Source organism: Aeromonas sp. 25-248 (assembly GCF_053005425.1).
Window position 1 is genome coordinate 16372 of the sequence record NZ_JBRKTB010000017.1, and the last position, 14851, is coordinate 31222.

General features: G+C 64.1%; 15 protein-coding genes. 5 read left to right on the forward strand and 10 right to left on the reverse strand.

What is annotated here, in order from left to right; all coding sequences use genetic code 11:
* Window positions 1-150: 150 nt before the first annotated feature.
* Complete coding sequence (locus ACVDHI_RS18415) at window positions 151-528, forward strand: hypothetical protein (RefSeq protein ID WP_010675931.1); 378 nt, start codon at window positions 151-153, stop codon at window positions 526-528.
* Between the two features lie 80 nt (window positions 529-608).
* Here ACVDHI_RS18415 and ACVDHI_RS18420 read toward each other — a convergent pair whose 3' ends face one another.
* Window positions 609-1673 carry a hypothetical protein gene (locus ACVDHI_RS18420; protein ID WP_447212385.1) on the reverse strand — a complete coding sequence of 355 codons (1065 nt, stop codon included), beginning with the start codon at window positions 1671-1673 and terminating at the stop codon, window positions 609-611.
* A 219-nt stretch (window positions 1674-1892) separates the two neighbouring features.
* Here ACVDHI_RS18420 and ACVDHI_RS18425 point away from each other — a divergent pair, with 219 nt between their 5' ends.
* Window positions 1893-2210: a YnjH family protein gene (locus tag ACVDHI_RS18425; RefSeq protein WP_447212386.1), complete on the forward strand. Its 318-nt coding sequence runs from the start codon at window positions 1893-1895 to the stop codon at window positions 2208-2210.
* Between the two features lie 1016 nt (window positions 2211-3226).
* Here ACVDHI_RS18425 and ACVDHI_RS18430 read toward each other — a convergent pair.
* Entirely contained in the window at window positions 3227-4675 is a 1449-nt protein-coding gene (locus ACVDHI_RS18430; RefSeq protein WP_447212387.1) for a catalase, read from the reverse strand.
* Window positions 4676-4827: 152 nt separating this feature from the next.
* Between ACVDHI_RS18430 and ACVDHI_RS18435 the strand changes: the two genes are divergently transcribed.
* Both ACVDHI_RS18435 and ACVDHI_RS18440 read left to right on the forward strand, forming a co-directional pair.
* Window positions 4828-5316, forward strand: coding sequence for a GNAT family N-acetyltransferase (locus ACVDHI_RS18435; protein WP_010675925.1), 489 nt, complete (start codon window positions 4828-4830; stop codon window positions 5314-5316).
* Window positions 5313-6170, forward strand: a complete 858-nt coding sequence (locus ACVDHI_RS18440) for an AraC family transcriptional regulator (RefSeq protein ID WP_109112076.1) — start codon at window positions 5313-5315, stop codon at window positions 6168-6170. Before ACVDHI_RS18435 ends, ACVDHI_RS18440 begins: the two co-directional genes overlap by 4 nt.
* A 69-nt stretch (window positions 6171-6239) precedes the next feature.
* Here the strand turns inward: ACVDHI_RS18440 and ACVDHI_RS18445 are convergent, their stop codons facing one another.
* Window positions 6240-7139 (reverse strand): DMT family transporter, encoded by a 900-nt coding sequence (locus tag ACVDHI_RS18445; protein WP_043154992.1) that lies wholly within the window; start codon window positions 7137-7139, stop codon window positions 6240-6242.
* A 109-nt stretch (window positions 7140-7248) separates the two neighbouring features.
* Complete coding sequence (locus ACVDHI_RS18450; RefSeq protein ID WP_029314852.1) at window positions 7249-7689, reverse strand: DUF2214 family protein; 441 nt, start codon at window positions 7687-7689, stop codon at window positions 7249-7251.
* Between the two features lie 110 nt (window positions 7690-7799).
* Between ACVDHI_RS18450 and ACVDHI_RS18455 the strand changes: the two genes are divergently transcribed.
* Window positions 7800-9404, forward strand: coding sequence for a sensor domain-containing diguanylate cyclase (locus ACVDHI_RS18455; protein WP_010675921.1), 1605 nt, complete (start codon window positions 7800-7802; stop codon window positions 9402-9404).
* A gap of 23 nt (window positions 9405-9427) precedes the next feature.
* Here the strand turns inward: ACVDHI_RS18455 and ACVDHI_RS18460 are convergent, their stop codons facing one another.
* From ACVDHI_RS18460 to ACVDHI_RS18485, 6 genes are all read right to left on the reverse strand, one after another.
* Window positions 9428-10087: an HAD family hydrolase gene (locus ACVDHI_RS18460; protein WP_323942662.1), complete on the reverse strand. Its 660-nt coding sequence runs from the start codon at window positions 10085-10087 to the stop codon at window positions 9428-9430.
* A gap of 65 nt (window positions 10088-10152) precedes the next feature.
* A complete protein-coding gene (locus ACVDHI_RS18465) occupies window positions 10153-11160 on the reverse strand; it encodes an ABC transporter ATP-binding protein (RefSeq protein ID WP_447212388.1) in 1008 nt (335 codons plus the stop codon).
* Window positions 11161-11166: 6 nt separating this feature from the next.
* A complete protein-coding gene (locus tag ACVDHI_RS18470; protein WP_039040132.1) occupies window positions 11167-11943 on the reverse strand; it encodes an ABC transporter permease in 777 nt (258 codons plus the stop codon).
* Window positions 11936-12832 carry an ABC transporter permease gene (locus tag ACVDHI_RS18475; protein WP_319886152.1) on the reverse strand — a complete coding sequence of 299 codons (897 nt, stop codon included), beginning with the start codon at window positions 12830-12832 and terminating at the stop codon, window positions 11936-11938. The genes ACVDHI_RS18470 and ACVDHI_RS18475 overlap by 8 nt, the downstream gene beginning before the upstream one ends.
* Window positions 12832-13665, reverse strand: coding sequence for an alkaline phosphatase family protein (locus ACVDHI_RS18480; protein ID WP_049636429.1), 834 nt, complete (start codon window positions 13663-13665; stop codon window positions 12832-12834). Before ACVDHI_RS18480 ends, ACVDHI_RS18475 begins: the two co-directional genes overlap by 1 nt.
* Window positions 13666-13675: 10 nt before the next feature.
* Entirely contained in the window at window positions 13676-14722 is a 1047-nt protein-coding gene (locus ACVDHI_RS18485) for an ABC transporter substrate-binding protein (protein WP_010675915.1), read from the reverse strand.
* Window positions 14723-14851 lie beyond the last annotated feature (129 nt).

Here is a 14851-nt window from a genome sequence, read left to right on the forward strand (position 1 = left end):
TGGGGACAAGGGTCACAGAAATCAGACGGCCGGGCAATGGCTTGCAGGGGGCACCGACCCTGTGGGGGACGCAAGGATTGCCGTCTGCGCGGGCAGTCCCTAGTATTGGCGGCTATTGTTCTTCTCATTCACTACATTGTGGGGCTCTTCATGCGACAGTTCGGTTTCTTTCTGGGGATTGCCATCGGCGTCATCCTGATACTGTTTGGCAGCATCGTCATCTTCCAGGCCCTGCCTGCGGCGCTGGACGTGCTGGAGATGCCGAGCCGGATCCCCTTCGTGCGCGAGGTGTACACCTGGCTGATGAGCAGCGCCAACGGGCTAACCGCCCAGCTGGAGCAGAACTTCCTGGAGGCCTTCCAGACGGTGCTCAAGCTGATCCTGCTCATCACCTTCATGTGGGTCTGCGTCAAGCTGGTCAACATGGGGGTGCTGATCATCCGGGCCGGCGTCGACCTTATCCGCACCGCCATCGAGCACAGCGAAGAGAAGGGTGCCAAGCCCACCGAGCAGGACCGCCATTTCTGATCTTCCCCTGCCACGGGTCAGATAAACAACAGGCCATCATGTGATGGCCTGTTTTTATGGTGGCATGACGCTTAAATAAGTCAGTTAAGCAGTTTTTCCAGCTCCGCTTCGGCATCCGCCCTGGCCTGATCGCTCAGGGTGCCGGAGGTCGCTTCCCGCTTCTCGCCCTGTTGCTGCACCGCCTTTTCGGCTTGCTGCTGTGCACTGGTCACGGTACTGATGGTTTCGGCGCTGCTGGCGGCCTGTTTGGCGCTGTCGCTCACCGCCTTGGCGGCTTGCTGCTGCGCCGTGGTGGCGGCACTGATGGTCGCTGCGCTGCTGACGGCCTGCTTGGCGCTGTCTCTCACCGCCTTGGCGGCTTGTTGCTGCGCCGTGGTTGCGGCACTGATGGCGGCGGCGCTGCTGGCGGCCTGTTTGGCGCTGTCACTCACCGCCTTGGCGGCTTGCTGCTGCGCCGTGGTGGCGGCGCTGATGGTGGTGGCGCTGCTGGCAGCCTGCTTGGCGCTGTCGCTCACCGCCTTGGTGGCTTGTTGCTGCGCCGTGGTGGCGGCACTGCCGATCACCTGTCTGGTGGAGTCGGACAGGGCCTTGCTGGCGCTCTGTTGCAGGCCCCCCATCATGGTGCCCAGCAGAGAACTGCCAGCGCCCGTGAGCCCCTGACCGGCACCGGTCAGGGCCGTGGCGGCCGGGGTGGCCTGGGACTGCCAGCCCTGCATGGCGCTGGGCCAGGTCGGGGTGGCGGCCGTCAGGTTTTCCCCGAAGACCTGGGTCGCCCCGTCACCTTTTTGCACCATGACGGCGAGCTGGTTGGTGTCGGCGTTCCAGACCATGCCGGCCTGTTTGGCCACGTCCGGCACGGGGGCGTAGCGGGAGACCACGTAAAAGAGCGGTCCCTCCTGTTGCAGCTCGTCGGCGGTCTTGAGCAGTTGCATGGTGCTCTCGTAGTTGGGCCCCAGCATGGCGGTCATTCTGTCCTTGATCAGCGGCTGCTCGAACAGGTTGGCCTCGTTCGGATCGAAACCGACCAGCGGCTTGAGCAGGGCCCACATCAGCTGGCTGGTGGGGCTCATCATCAGCAGGGGGGCGACACAGGCGGACAACATCAGGCTCAGGCAGGCAGCCTTGAGCAACGGCATGATACGCATTGACAACATATCCAGTTAATTATCTGATTATTAAGGGTTATTCATTACCGCATCCCGGCGATGCCGGTGGGGGCCCACGGCAGAACCCTGACAGGCCTTGGCGGGCGCAGGCAGGCTATCATATTGCTTCCGGAATGCCAGATGAGCCGACATTTATTGGTCAAGTCGAGGGCTCTGCTGGTCGCTTTACACTTTCACTCCCCCGTGACAGGAATTCCCATGATCCGTTGTGCAGGTTGTCTGCTGGCCCTTGGCTGGCTCTTCCCCGCGTTGGCCGCCCCGGCGTCCAACACCCTCAGCCACTCGGTGGGCACCGAGCTGGTGCTGCCCCTTGGTTCGCTGCCCGAGCGGTTGTGCTGGTATCAGGATCAGAAATACTCCCAGGGGGCCCGTATCCAGCAGGGGGGGCTCTGGCTGGAGTGCGCGCCGCAACAGGCGATGGAGACCAATGGCCCCCTGATCTGGCGAGAGGTGACGACGCCGTCACAGAGTGGTGAACCGGAGGGCAACCAGCGGACGATCCGGGTGGGCCAGTGAGCCTTTTCTTGATCCAGCTACAGACACGGGCGTGATCTCTATCGCATAATGCGGCTCTTTCTTCTCTTGACTGGGATCTAAGCAATGGCTCGTCGCTCTTCCAATGCACAACGTCGTCGCAGTAGCTGGTGGTACAAACGCTTGTTGGCAAGGGAGCGGGAAGAGCGCGAAGCGCGTTCCGTCCGGGATTGATACCGCATTGAACAACGGAGCCTCGGGCTCCGTTTTTATTGGTGACTAAACGTGCATTACCGCAGGCAGGTTTATTACCACAGGTGGACAATGGTGCCGCTCTGCCAGTGCACAACGTCGTTGCAGTCGTGAGCTGGCGGTACCAACCCTTGTTGGCAAGGGAGCGGGAAGCGCGCGAGGGCGCTGCGCCCGGGATGGATACTGCATTGAAAAACGGAGCCTCGGGCTCCGTTTTTATTGGTGACTAAACGTGCATTACCGTAGGCAGGTTTATTACCACAGGTGGATAATGATGCCGATCTGCCAGTGCACAACGTCGTTGCCGTCGTGAGCTGGTGGTACAAACCCTTGTTGGCAAGGGTCGGGAAGCGCGCGAGGGCGCAGCGGCCGGGATGGATACTGCATTGAAAAACGGAGCCTCGGGCTCCGTTTTTATTGGTGACTAAACGTGCATTACCACAGACAGGTTTATTACCACAGGTGGACAATGGTGCCGCTCTGCCAGTGCACAACGTCGTTGCCGTCGTGAGCTGGCGGTGCAAATCCTTGTTGGCAAGGGAGGGAAGCGCGCGAGGGCGCTGCGTCCGGGATGGATACGGCATGGAAGAACGGAGCCTCGGGCTCCGTTTTTATTGGTGACTAAAAGTGCATTACCGCAGGCAGGTTTATTACCAAAGGTGGACAATGGTGCCGCTCTGCCAATGCACAACGTCGTTGCCGCCGTGAGCTGGCGGTACAACCCCTTCATTCAGCAAAGACCGTCATGCGAGAACGGGGGCCATCAGGCCCCCGTTTTGCTTTTGCAGAGGTTGGCTGCCTGCGACTCAGCGCTGCAGGGCGGCCAGGGCCAGCTCGACCCGTTTGGCGTACTCGGGGTCGGCCTGCTCGAAGTGCCTGAGCTGGGCCGCGACGATGGCGTCATCCTCCACATTGATGAGGGAGCGGGCCAGGTTGGCGGCGAGGCGGGCGCGCTGTCCCTCGTCCATCAGGCGGAAGAGATCCCCCGGCTGGCTGTAGTAGTCGCTGTCGTAGTCGCGAAAATCGTAGTGCAGGGCAGCCCCTTCCAGACTCAGGGCCGGTTCGTGCTGCTCGCTCGGCTGCTGGGTGCCGAAGCGGTTCGGTTGGTAGTTGGGGCTGGCGCCACCGTTGCTGTCGGCCCGCATGGCGCCGTCGCGGTGGGCGCCGTGGTGGAACGGGCAGCGCGGGGCGTTGACCGGCAGCAGGCCGTGGTTGACGCCGAGGCGGTAGCGCTGGGTGTCACCGTAGGAGAACAGGCGACCCTGCAACATGCGATCCGGCGAGAAGCCGATGCCGGGCACCACGTTGGCCGGGGTGAAGGCGGCCTGCTCCACGTGGGCGAAGTAGTTGTCCGGGTTCTGGTTGAGCTCCAGCACGCCCACCGGGATGAGCGGGTAGTCCTTGTGGGGCCACACCTTGGTGAGATCGAACGGGTGGATCGAGTAGGTCTGGGCCTCGGCCTCTGGCATCACCTGCACATAGACCTTCCAGCGCGGGAAGTCCCCCCGCTCGATGGCGTTGAACAGATCTACCTGGCTGGTCTCTCTGTCCTGACCGACGGCGGTGGCGGCCTCTTCATCGGTGTAGAAGCGGTGGCCCTGCTCGGTCTTGAAGTGGAACTTGACCCAGAAGCGCTCGTTGGCCGAGTTGATGAAGCTGAAGGTGTGGCTACCGTAGCCGTTCATCTCCCGCAGGCTCCTGGGGATGCCGCGATCGCTGAACAGTATGGTGACCTGATGCAGGGATTCCGGATGGCGGGACCAGAAGTCCCAGGCGGCGGTGGCGCTGCGCAGGTTGGTGCGCGGATCCCGCTTCTGGGTGTGGATGAAGTCAGGGAATTTCAGGGGATCGCGGATGAAGAACACCGGGGTGTTGTTGCCCACCAGATCCCAGTTGCCCTGCTCGGTGTAGAACTTGAGGGCGAAGCCGCGCACGTCCCGCTCGGCATCGGCGGCCCCCTTCTCACCGGCCACGGTGGAGAAGCGCAGGAACACCGGGGTCTGCTTGCCGACGGCGTTGAACAGGTCGGCCTTGCTGAAGGCGCTGATGTCGTGGGTCACGGTGAAGGTACCGTAGGCGCCCGAGCCTTTGGCGTGCACCACCCGCTCGGGAATGCGCTCGCGGTCGAAGTGGGCGAGTTTCTCCATCAACCAGATGTCTTGCATCAGGACGGGGCCGCGGGGGCCGGCGGTGAGGCTGTTGTTGTTGTCGACGACGGGGGCGCCGTTGGCGCTGCGCAGGGTCTTGTCGGTCATGGCGGGTCTCCTTGTGATGAGTCGCCAGACTAGGTGAAGTGGGGGAGCGGCTCCAATGGAGTGTGCCTAACCCTTTGATTGGTTTCGCTGATGGGGGTGGAAACAGACGCCAGCCTTGCGGCAAGATGGGATTCAGCCAATCAGGAGGTCTCATGTCCATCACCATTCGCCGCGCCGGGCCGGAAGATGCCGCCGCCCTGCGGGATCTTCACGCCATGCCCCATGCCCAGGCGGGCACCCTGCAACTTCCCTTCCCCTCCTTGCAGCAGTGGGAGCAGAAGCTGACCCCGCGGGATGGCATCTACAGCCTGCTGGCGGAGTGGGAGGGGGAGGTGGCGGGCGCGCTGGTCCTGATGGTGGAGCCTGCCCCCCGCCGCCGCCACGTGGCGAGCATCGGCATGGCGGTACACGATGACTGGGCCGGGCGCGGGGTGGGCACCGCCCTGATGCAGGCTGCGCTGGATCTGGCGGACAACTGGCTCGGCTTGACGCGGGTGGAGCTGACGGTCTGGGCCGACAATCAGGCGGCCCTGGCCCTCTATCGCAAGGCGGGCTTTGTGGAGGAGGGCGTAGCCCGGGATTACGGCCTGCGTCATGGGGTGCTGGTGGATGCCCTCTACATGGCCAGGGTGCGCCGATGATCGACTATCGCGAGCGCCTGACGCCGGTGCTGCGGGCACTGGAGCAGGATCCGGATCTCTCCATCGAGGCGCTGGCGAGTCGCGCCTGTCTCTCCCTCTACCATTTCCACCGGGTGTTCACCGCCGTGGTGGGGGAGGCCCCCGGCGAGATGTGCCGCCGCCTGCGGATGCAGCGGGCGGCCTGGCAGCTCTGCTACACCGATGCCAGCGTCACCGCCATCGCTCTGGGGGCGGGGCTTGGCAGCTCCCAGGCCTTCGCCAAGGCGTTTCGCCGCCACTATGGCTGCACCCCGGGGGCGTTTCGCCGCGACAAGGGCAAGAACGGACACCTGGATCGCAAGGAAGGACACGCATGGCAAGGGGCACTCCCTTATGCTGAAGGCCACTCATCAGCAAGGAGCAACACCATGAACACCGTCGAGATGGACGCCCGCACCCTGGCCTATATCCGCGTGACCGGCCCCTATGGCGAAGGGTATGACGCCGTCTGCCATCGCCTTCACCAGTGGGCCGCGCCCCGTGGCCTGGAAGGGGGAGAGTGGATCTTCATCTACCACGACAACCCCGAGGTGACGCCGCCGGCCCAGTGCCGCACCGACATCGGCATCAGCGTGCCGGTGGGCACCCTGGGGACGGGGGAGGTGGAAATTCAGCACATCCCCGCCGGGCGCTACGCCCAGTCCCGCTACCTCATCACGGATCGCAGCCAGTACGGGGAGCGCTGGCAGGAGCACATCGGCGATATCGTCGCGGCTGGGCTCGCCTTTGGGGACGGCCCCTGCTTCGAGCTCTATCACAGCGTGAGCAATGACCCCCTGCGCGATGACGTGAGCTTCTGCTCCAGCGTGCGCTAGGCAGGCGGCAATAAAACGAGGCGCCCAAGGGCGCCTCGTTCAATTTGGGGTCCATGACCACCGCAGATATCAGGGCTGGCTGGGCACCTTGTCCCGACGGGACTTCCACCACCAGCGCAGGCGGATCTGGGAGATGAGCATCCCCGCCAGCATCAGGGCGCAGCCGACCACGGCCCGTTCGTCCAGATGTTCCCCCAGCAGCAGGACACCGCCAATGGCGGCGAACACCGTCTCCAGGCTGAGGATGATGGCGGCATGGGCCGGATGGGCACCGCGCTGCCCCACCACCTGCAGGGTATAGCCGATGCCGACCGAGACCAGACCTGCATAGAGCAGCGCCTGCCAGCCCGCGACGGCACCACTCGCCGTCGGGGTCTCGATGACGAAGGCCGTGGCCAGGCTGAGCAGGCCGCACACCACGAACTGCACCCCGGCAAGGCGAATGGGGGCGACCCGGTTCGAGTAGTGATCCAGCACCAGCAGATGCACGGCCCAGAACAGGGCCCCGATCACTTGCAGCAGATCGCCGTAGCCGATGGTGAACTCCTCGGTGACGCTGAGGTAGTAGAGCCCGGCCATGGCGATGAGGGCGCCTACCCAGGTGTTGGCCCCGGTCTTGTGGCGCAGGGCCAGGCCGATGACGGGGACCAGGATGATGTAGAGGCCGGTGATGAAGCCCGCCTTGGCGGCCGTGGTGTAGAGCAGCCCCACCTGTTGCAGGGAGGCGGCGGAGAAGAGCACGGTGCCGGCGATGAGGCCCCCGGTCAGCAGCAGGCGGTGATCACCGGCAGGCTGGGGCGGCTGGCGTGACTTGAGCCACCACAAGAGCGGCAGCAGGGAGAGGGCGCCCAGCAGGAAGCGCAGGCCGTTGAAGGTGAAGGGCCCCATGTGATCCATCCCCAGACGCTGGGCGACGAAGCCCAGCCCCCAGATGGCGGCGGCCATCAATAACATCATGTTTGAACGCATACGGAATCATCCCTGAGAAAGAGTCTCGGCGGCACTCGGGCCCCGCCATTACGATACCTGCGAGAAGGGGCGTTTGTCGTCAGCCATTTGTTGCCGGGCGAGGGCAGGATCAGCGGCTGGCCAGCTTGGCGAGCAGGGGCAGCAGGGCGAGCAGCAGCAGGTTGCCCCTCAGGATCCAGATCACCCAGAACTGCTGCTGGGTGGAGACAAGGGGAGCCCGTCCCTGGCGCAAGGATCGGCGCCAGTGGTGGAACAGCCGGCTGGGGTAGCCAAAGCTGATGGCCATGGCGAAGAACATCAGCAGCTTGGTGCGGTAACCCGGATTGGCAAACAGGATGGCCGGTGGCTGGGGATGGGCGACCACCAGCAGCACGCCCGTGATGAAGATGAGCAGCAGGGCCAGGGCGGCCAGGCTGTCAGCCAGCAGCAGCTTGCGCACCTGCTCGATGGACATGCCGCGCCGGAACAGGAAATACTCCGAGGTGATGGCACCGGTCAGGGTGATCACGGCGCAGTAATGGAGGGCAGTCAGCAGTTCCGGTTTCAACATCCAGGCCAATTCCTTCTCGTTGGCCACCTGATGCGCTTCCCTTTGGACGCCATCAGGTGGGGCTGATATTCTGACACTACACGATGTCAGGGGATAGCATGGAGTCAGGGTTGGATAAGCGAGCAGTCTCCAAAAAGACCTGGTCCCTGGTGGCACGGATGCGCCTGGGCCTGCTTCTGCTCTTCATTCCCGTCCTGATGCTGGGCGCCATCTACTACCTGCACATGGAGCGCAGCCTGCAGCGAGAGCTGCAACAGCGCCTGCTCGCCACCAATCACCAGTTGCGCCACGTCTTCATCGAACCCTACCTGAACGAGATGGAGCGTCAGTTCTCCCTCATCTACGACCAGGTCAAGGTGGAGGACATCAGCGGCCCCCGTCTGCGCAACACCGACTCCTATCTCAGGGAGTGGCGTCTCTACAAGGGGGTGATGGCGGATCTCATCTACATCTATGTGGGCACCGCCGAGCGCCAGATGCTGATCTACCCCGAATGGCAGGCGGATGCGGACTTCGACCCCAGGGTGCGCCCCTGGTATCAGCTGGCCAGCCAGCATGTGGGCAAGATGGTCTGGACCGAACCCTACTACGACTACACCAACGGCACGCTGGTGATCGCCCTGGCGCGGGCCATCACCGACAAGGAGGGCAAGGTGCGGGGGGTCTTCGCGGTGGATGCCATCCTGGCCCCCTTCTCCGCACAGCTGAACCGGCAGTGGAACAGCGGCTACCAGATGATCGTCAACCAGTCGGGCAAGGTGCTGGCCCACCCCGATCCCTCACAACTGCTCAAGCCCATGACCCACCCGACCTGGCTCTCCCGCTTCAGCGGAGAGGACGGCATCTTCCTGGATCAGGCGTCTCGCCAGTTCGTGGCCTACAGCCGCCTGCCTGACCACAACTGGGTGCTGATCAGCGTGTTGCCCGCCTCCAGCATCCAGGCGGTGGTGGCGAGTGCCTCCCTCAACGTGCTCGGGATCATCGTGCTGGCCAGCGTGCTCTACATGGTGCTGGCACTGATCTGGTCCCGTTATTTCAGGCGGATGCTGGACGAGATCTCCACCGTGATCCGGGCCAGCCGGACCCAGCCTGACGAGGTGCACCAGGGGGGGATGCGCGAGCTCAGGCACGTCTATGCCGAGCTGGCGGAGGTGAGCAAGGATTATCACGAGGTGCGCCAGCAGGCGAACCTCGACAAGCTGACCGGCCTTTACAACCGGCGCTTCTTCGACGAGCGGTTGAATCGGCTGCTGCTCGATCAGGACCGCTTCTGCCTGGCCATGATCGATCTGGACGGTTTCAAGCGGATCAATGACACCTATGGTCACCAGACCGGGGACGTGGTGCTCAAGCGGGTGGCCAGCTTTGGCGCCAAGCTGCTGGGGGATCATGGCTGGGTATGCCGCTATGGCGGGGAAGAGCTGGTGGTGCTGTTTGCCAATCCCGATATCCACTTCTGCCAGATGCTGCTGGAGCAGTACAGGATTGGGGTGGCCTCCCTGCACTGGCGTGAACCCGGTCTTGGGATCACCTTCAGCGGCGGCCTGGTGGCGAGTGCCCCCGGGCTTGGGGCCAGGAGCCTGTTGACCATGGTCGATGCCGAGGTCTATCGCGCCAAGGGTGACGGCAAGAATCGCATCTACATGGTGGATCCCCTGGCTCCCCGGGACGACTCGCCCTCAGGGGATGGCATGTTGAGCAAAGAAGAGGCCTGAGGGCCTCTTCTTCATTGCGGGGATCAAGGGTGCAACTGCCAGGTCCAGAGGGGCCAGCCCAGCTCCTCGGCGCACTGGCGCAGGGCGGGGGCCGGATTGACCGCATGGGGATGGCTCACCGCCTGCAGCATGGGCAGATCGTTGTGGGAATCGCTGTAGCCGAAGCTCTCCTGCCAGAGGTGTTCCTTTCCGGCAAAGAGCTGGTTGATGCGGGCCACCTTGCCTTCGCGAAAACTCAGGGTGCCGCGGGTCTGGCCGGTCAGCATGCCGGCTTCCTCGTCGAGCAGGATGGCCACGCAGTGATCCATCCCCAGCATCTGCGCCATGGGGGCCACCAGATGCTCGCCGGAGGCGGAGATGAGCACCAGCTCGTCGCCACGCTGGCGGTGCCACTCGATGCGGGCCCGCCCCTCGGGGTAGAGGCGCTCCCGCAGCACCTGTTCGGCAAAGCGGGTGCAGAGGGAGTCGAGCCACTGGCGCGTCCTGCCTGCCAGCGGTTGCAGGGTGAAGGCCATGTACTGGTGCATGTCCATCTTGCCCTGATGGTAGAGGGACATCATGGCCTGCTCCTCGGCCACCATGCCCGCCGGGGCCAGCTCCTGGGCCACCATGTACTCCAGCCAGAGGCTGGCGGAATCCCCGGCAATAAGGGTCTCGTCCAGATCAAACAGTGCCAGGGCCATGGCTGCTCCTCGGGTTGGCTGCCAGCATCGGAGTACTGGCTGAAAAATGAATGGGATTCATGGCGTTATGCTACCTCACAGAGTTGATCTCGGGCCACCACCAGGGTCACGGCGCTGCCCACCGGCAGCAGATCGCCGGCACGGCGGTTGAGGCAATCCACCGTCAACAGCCCTGCCTCGCACTCCACCTGATAGCGGATGACGTTGCCGAGCAGCTGCTGCTGGCGAACGATGCCGGGCAGGCTGGGCTCGTGGCTGACCGCCCCGGCGGGCAGCAGGGTGATGGACTCCGGCCGCAGCGCCAGCTTGCCGCGAAAGCGCGGGCCGAACAGGGATTTGGCCTGCTCGCCACCCAGCAGGTTGTAGTTGCCGATAAAGCCCGCCACGAACTCGCTGGCGGGGCGGGTGTAGATCTGCTCCGGTGTGCCGCTCTGGACGATGGACCCCTTGTTCATCAGGAAGATCCGATCCGACAGGGTCAGCGCCTCCTCCTGATCGTGGGTCACGAAGATGGTGGTGAGCTCGAGGCGCTGCTGGATCGCGCGGATCTGCTGGCGCAGGCTGCGGCGGATGCGGGCATCCAGCGCCGATAGCGGCTCATCCAGCAAGAGGATCCGGGGTTGCACCACCAGGGCGCGGGCCAGGGCCACTCGCTGGCGCTGGCCGCCGGAGAGCTCGCTCGGATAGCGGCGCTCGAAGCCGGTCAGCTCCACCAGCGCCAGCGCCTCCTGTACGCTGGCGGCGAGATCCCGCCCCGGCTGGGGCTTCATCTTGAGGCCGAAGGCGACGTTGTCCCACACCGTCATGTTGGGGAAGAGCGCATAACTCTGGAACACCATGCCGATGCCCCGCTTCTGGGGCTCCTGCCAGGTAATGTCCTCACCGGCCACCCGCACCTGACCGCCATCCACCGGGGTGAGCCCGGCCAGCGCCCGCAGCAGGGTGGATTTGCCGCAGCCGGAGGGGCCGAGCAGGGTCACCAGCTCCCCCTTGCGGATGCCGAATTCAATCCCCTCGAACACCTTGGTGTCGCCGTAGAATTTGTGCAGTTGATTCACTTCTAGATGGAACATGTTGATTCACCGATGAAATCTGTTGGCTGCCCAGGTGAGCAGCAGGGTCAGCAGGAAGTAGCTCATCACCAGTGCGCTGGTGAAGTGGCCCGAGGTGGCACGCATGTTGTAGAGGTAGACCTGCAGGGTCTCGTAACGGGTGCCCACCAGCATGTTGGCAAACACGAACTCGCCGAGCAGGAAGGAGAGGGAGAGAAACAGTGCCGCCAGCAGCCCCTTGCGCAGGCAGGGGATCACCACCAGCAGGAAGGCGCGGGCACTGCTCGCCCCCAGCAGATGAGCGGCATCCATCAGATCCTTGAGCGGCACCCCTTGCAGGCTGTTGGCCAGCGCCCGGTACATGAAGGGGAGCACCACGGTGAACCAGGTCCCGATCAGGATCCACGGCGTGCCGATAATCGGCAGCACGCCGTCAGCGTAGATCTGCAGCAGCCCCACCGACGAGACCACGGGCGGCACCGCGAAGGGGAGCAGGATCAAGAGGTTCATCCAGGGATCCAGCCTGGGGAAGTAGTAGGCCACCACCAGCACGGTGGGCACCAGCACCAGGGTCCCCAGCAGCAGGGTGGCGAAACAGACCAGGAGGCTGCGGCCAAAGGCCGCCAGAAAGCGCGGATCGCCCCAGAGCTTGAGATACCAGTCGAGGGTAAAGCCATCCGGCAGCAGGGTCGCCCCCCAGCGGGTGGAGATGGAGTAGAGAAAGGTGGCCAGCAGCGGCAGCAGCAGGGTGGCGACCAGCGCCCCCAGCACCCATCTGGGCCAGCGCGGCGTCAAATCATGCATGGGATTGCCCCCTGTTCACATAGCTCTTTTTCAGCAGCCACTGGTTGGCGGCTGTCACCACCCCCAGCAGCACCATCAGGATCACCGCCAGCGCCGCCGCGAGATTCGGCTCGAGGAAGATGTCGCCGGAGACCAGACTGGCCACCCTGATGGTCACCAGGTTGAAGTTGCCGGTGGTGAGGGCGTAGGCGGAGGCATAGGCTCCCACCGCGTTGGCAAACAGGATGATCAGGGTGCCGAGCAAGGCGGGCGTCAGCACCGGCAGCGCCACGTGCCACACATACTGGCCCTTGCTGGCGCCAAGCAGGGCGGCGGCCTGGGGCCACTCATCCTGCAGGGCGTCGAACGCCGGGTAGAGCAGCAGCAGGGCAAGCGGGATCTGGAAGTAGGTGTAAATCAGGATAAGACCGCTGCCCGAATAGAGGTTGAAGCCGTCGATGAGGCCCCAGGATTTGAGCAGCAGGGTCACCGCGCCATTGATGCCGAGCACGATGATGAAGGCGAACGCCAGCGGCACGCCGCTGAAGTTGCCCGTCATGGTGACGAAGGCCAGCAGCACCCGCTTGACCCGCTCGCCGCTGTGGCGCAGCGCCGCCGCCCCGAGGGTGCCGATGGCGAGCCCCGCCAGGCTGGCGATGCCGGCGATGCGCAAGGAGTTGCCGAAGGATTGCAGATAGAAGGGGGAGCTCAAAATCTCCCGGTAATGGTCGAGACCCCAGCCATCGGTTGTCTGGACGCTGCCCACCAGTACCCACACCATGGGGGCGAGCTGAAACAGGATCATCAATAGGACAAAGGGCAGCAGCACCAGGGCCGGCAGCCAGTGGCGGCGCACCCGGCGTGGCTTCACCTGTTGATCCGCGAGGATCTCGGTGGTGGCAGGCATCATCAGTGCACCTCGCGCATAAAGGCCGCCTTGAGCAGCGGGGGGGCTGCCGGCTTGTCGTGGGGAACTCCCAGCAGATCCGCCATCAGGGCGCAGAGCTGGGTCTGGGCGATCGCCACCCCATCCGGCCAGCGCTCGACGAAGGCGTCGCCAAAGAGCCAGAGTGGCACGGTGCGCTCCTCGGCCAGGGTGCCGCCATGGCTGAGATCGTTGTTCATGCCGTGATCCGAGGTGATCACCACCTGATACCCCTCTGCCAGCCACTGGGGCAGCAGGTCGGCCAGCAGGCTGTCCATGCGGCGCGCCTGATTGCGGTACTGGCGGGAATCAAGGCCAAACTGGTGGCCCGCATCGTCCACTCCCATGGGGTGGATCAGCAGAAAATCGGGGTCGTACTGGCTGCGCAACCACTCGCCGTCCATCAGCAGGTGGCTGTCGGGGTAGCCGTCATCCCAGTAGAAGCAGCCGTGCTGGATGGGCAGTTGCTCATCGTGAGTGAAGCGATCGCGGGCCGCCAGCCAGGGGCTCTGGTTGTAGAGCTCGCTCACCCAGTGGTAGGCCGCCGCTGCGGTGCGTTTACCCGCGGCCCGGGCCAGATGGAAGATGGAGTCGTGTTGGCTCAGGCGCGTCACCCCGTTGTGGGTGATGCCGCTCGCCACCGGCGGCAGGCCGGTCAGGATGCACTCGTAGAGAGGGCGGGAGAGGGAGGGCAGGGCGGCACTCAGGGTCGTATGCAGGCCGCGCTCTGCCTCCACCATGCCACAGAGGTAGCCCATGCAATGGGCTACCTCTGCTGCCAGGCCATCCACAAGTACCACTATCACCTTGTGTTGCACTGGCCACTCCTTACTGCATGTTGATCATGACGGTTTCCTGCCACTGGCGCGGCAGGGCCTTGGAGCTCTGCTCCCAGGCGGCGTGATCCTGCACCGGCTTGGCGTTGGCATACTGCTCGGCCGGCAGCAGCTTGGCCTTGACGTCATCCGGCAGGGTCACGTTGCTGCGAATGGGGCGGGCGTAGCCACGGGCCAGGTTGATTTGACCGGCATCGGAGAGGATGTATTCCCGCGCCAACTTGGCGGCGTTGGGGTTCTTGGCCCACTTGTTGATGATGGTGGTGTAGCCGGCGATGACGGAGCCGTCGCTCGGGATCACCACATCAAACTTCTTGGGGTCGATCTGGTCGCGGTAGTTGAGGGCGTTGAAGTCCCACAGCACCCCCACTTCCACTTCGCCCTTCTCGATGTTGGCGATGGTCGGGTCATTCAGCGACAGACGGCCCTGCTTGGCCAGCTTGCCGAACAGATCCAGGGCGGGTTTCAGATTCTTCTCGCTGCCGCCGGTGGCATAGGCCGCCGCCAGCACGCCGTTGTTGGCCTGGGAGGCGACGCCCACGTCACCCAGGGTCACCTTGTAGTCGCCACCCAGCAGGGATTGCCAGCTGGTGGGGGCGGCCTTGACCAGATCCTTGTTGATCAGGAAGGCGATGGTGCCGGTATAGGCCAGCATCCAGTGGCCGTCCGCATCCTTGGCCCAGTTCGGAATGTCGGCCCAGGTGGAGGGCTTGTAGGGCTGGGTGACCCCCTGCTTGACCGCGACCGGGCCGAAGGCACCGCCCACGTCGCCGATGTCGGCGGTGGCATTGGCCTTCTCGGCGGCGAACTTGGCGATCTCCTGGGCGGAGCTCATGTCGGTATCCTGATGCTTGATGCCGTAGATGCTGCCGAGCTGCTGCCAGGTATCCTTCCAGTTGGCCCAGCTGTCCGGCATGCCGACGCTCTGGAGCTGGCCTTCACCGCGGGCGGCTTTTTCGAGATCCGCGATGTTCTCGGCGGCAAACAGCGGTTGACTGATGGCCACCAGGGCCAGTGCACTTGCGATCACGCTTTTCATCATCCCATCCCTCTGGACTAGGTCAGTTAAGGTTCGAGAGGGATGCTAGAGGGGAAATATGACGGTGGCGGGGCGCTTTGATGGCAGTTTCGTGACAATCGCCCTGTCATGGCGCTGTCATCAGGGGCG

Coding starts and splice junctions, on each gene's coding strand:
- ACVDHI_RS18415 (WP_010675931.1), top strand. CDS start 151: ATGCGACAGTTCGGTTTCTTTCTGGGGATTGCCATCGGCGTCATCCTG.
- ACVDHI_RS18420 (WP_447212385.1), bottom strand. CDS start 1,673: ATGCGTATCATGCCGTTGCTCAAGGCTGCCTGCCTGAGCCTGATGTTG.
- ACVDHI_RS18425 (WP_447212386.1), top strand. CDS start 1,893: ATGATCCGTTGTGCAGGTTGTCTGCTGGCCCTTGGCTGGCTCTTCCCC.
- ACVDHI_RS18430 (WP_447212387.1), bottom strand. CDS start 4,675: ATGACCGACAAGACCCTGCGCAGCGCCAACGGCGCCCCCGTCGTCGAC.
- ACVDHI_RS18435 (WP_010675925.1), top strand. CDS start 4,828: ATGTCCATCACCATTCGCCGCGCCGGGCCGGAAGATGCCGCCGCCCTG.
- ACVDHI_RS18440 (WP_109112076.1), top strand. CDS start 5,313: ATGATCGACTATCGCGAGCGCCTGACGCCGGTGCTGCGGGCACTGGAG.
- ACVDHI_RS18445 (WP_043154992.1), bottom strand. CDS start 7,139: ATGCGTTCAAACATGATGTTATTGATGGCCGCCGCCATCTGGGGGCTG.
- ACVDHI_RS18450 (WP_029314852.1), bottom strand. CDS start 7,689: ATGTTGAAACCGGAACTGCTGACTGCCCTCCATTACTGCGCCGTGATC.
- ACVDHI_RS18460 (WP_323942662.1), bottom strand. CDS start 10,087: ATGGCCCTGGCACTGTTTGATCTGGACGAGACCCTTATTGCCGGGGAT.
- ACVDHI_RS18465 (WP_447212388.1), bottom strand. CDS start 11,160: ATGTTCCATCTAGAAGTGAATCAACTGCACAAATTCTACGGCGACACC.
- ACVDHI_RS18470 (WP_039040132.1), bottom strand. CDS start 11,943: ATGCATGATTTGACGCCGCGCTGGCCCAGATGGGTGCTGGGGGCGCTG.
- ACVDHI_RS18475 (WP_319886152.1), bottom strand. CDS start 12,832: ATGATGCCTGCCACCACCGAGATCCTCGCGGATCAACAGGTGAAGCCA.
- ACVDHI_RS18485 (WP_010675915.1), bottom strand. CDS start 14,722: ATGAAAAGCGTGATCGCAAGTGCACTGGCCCTGGTGGCCATCAGTCAA.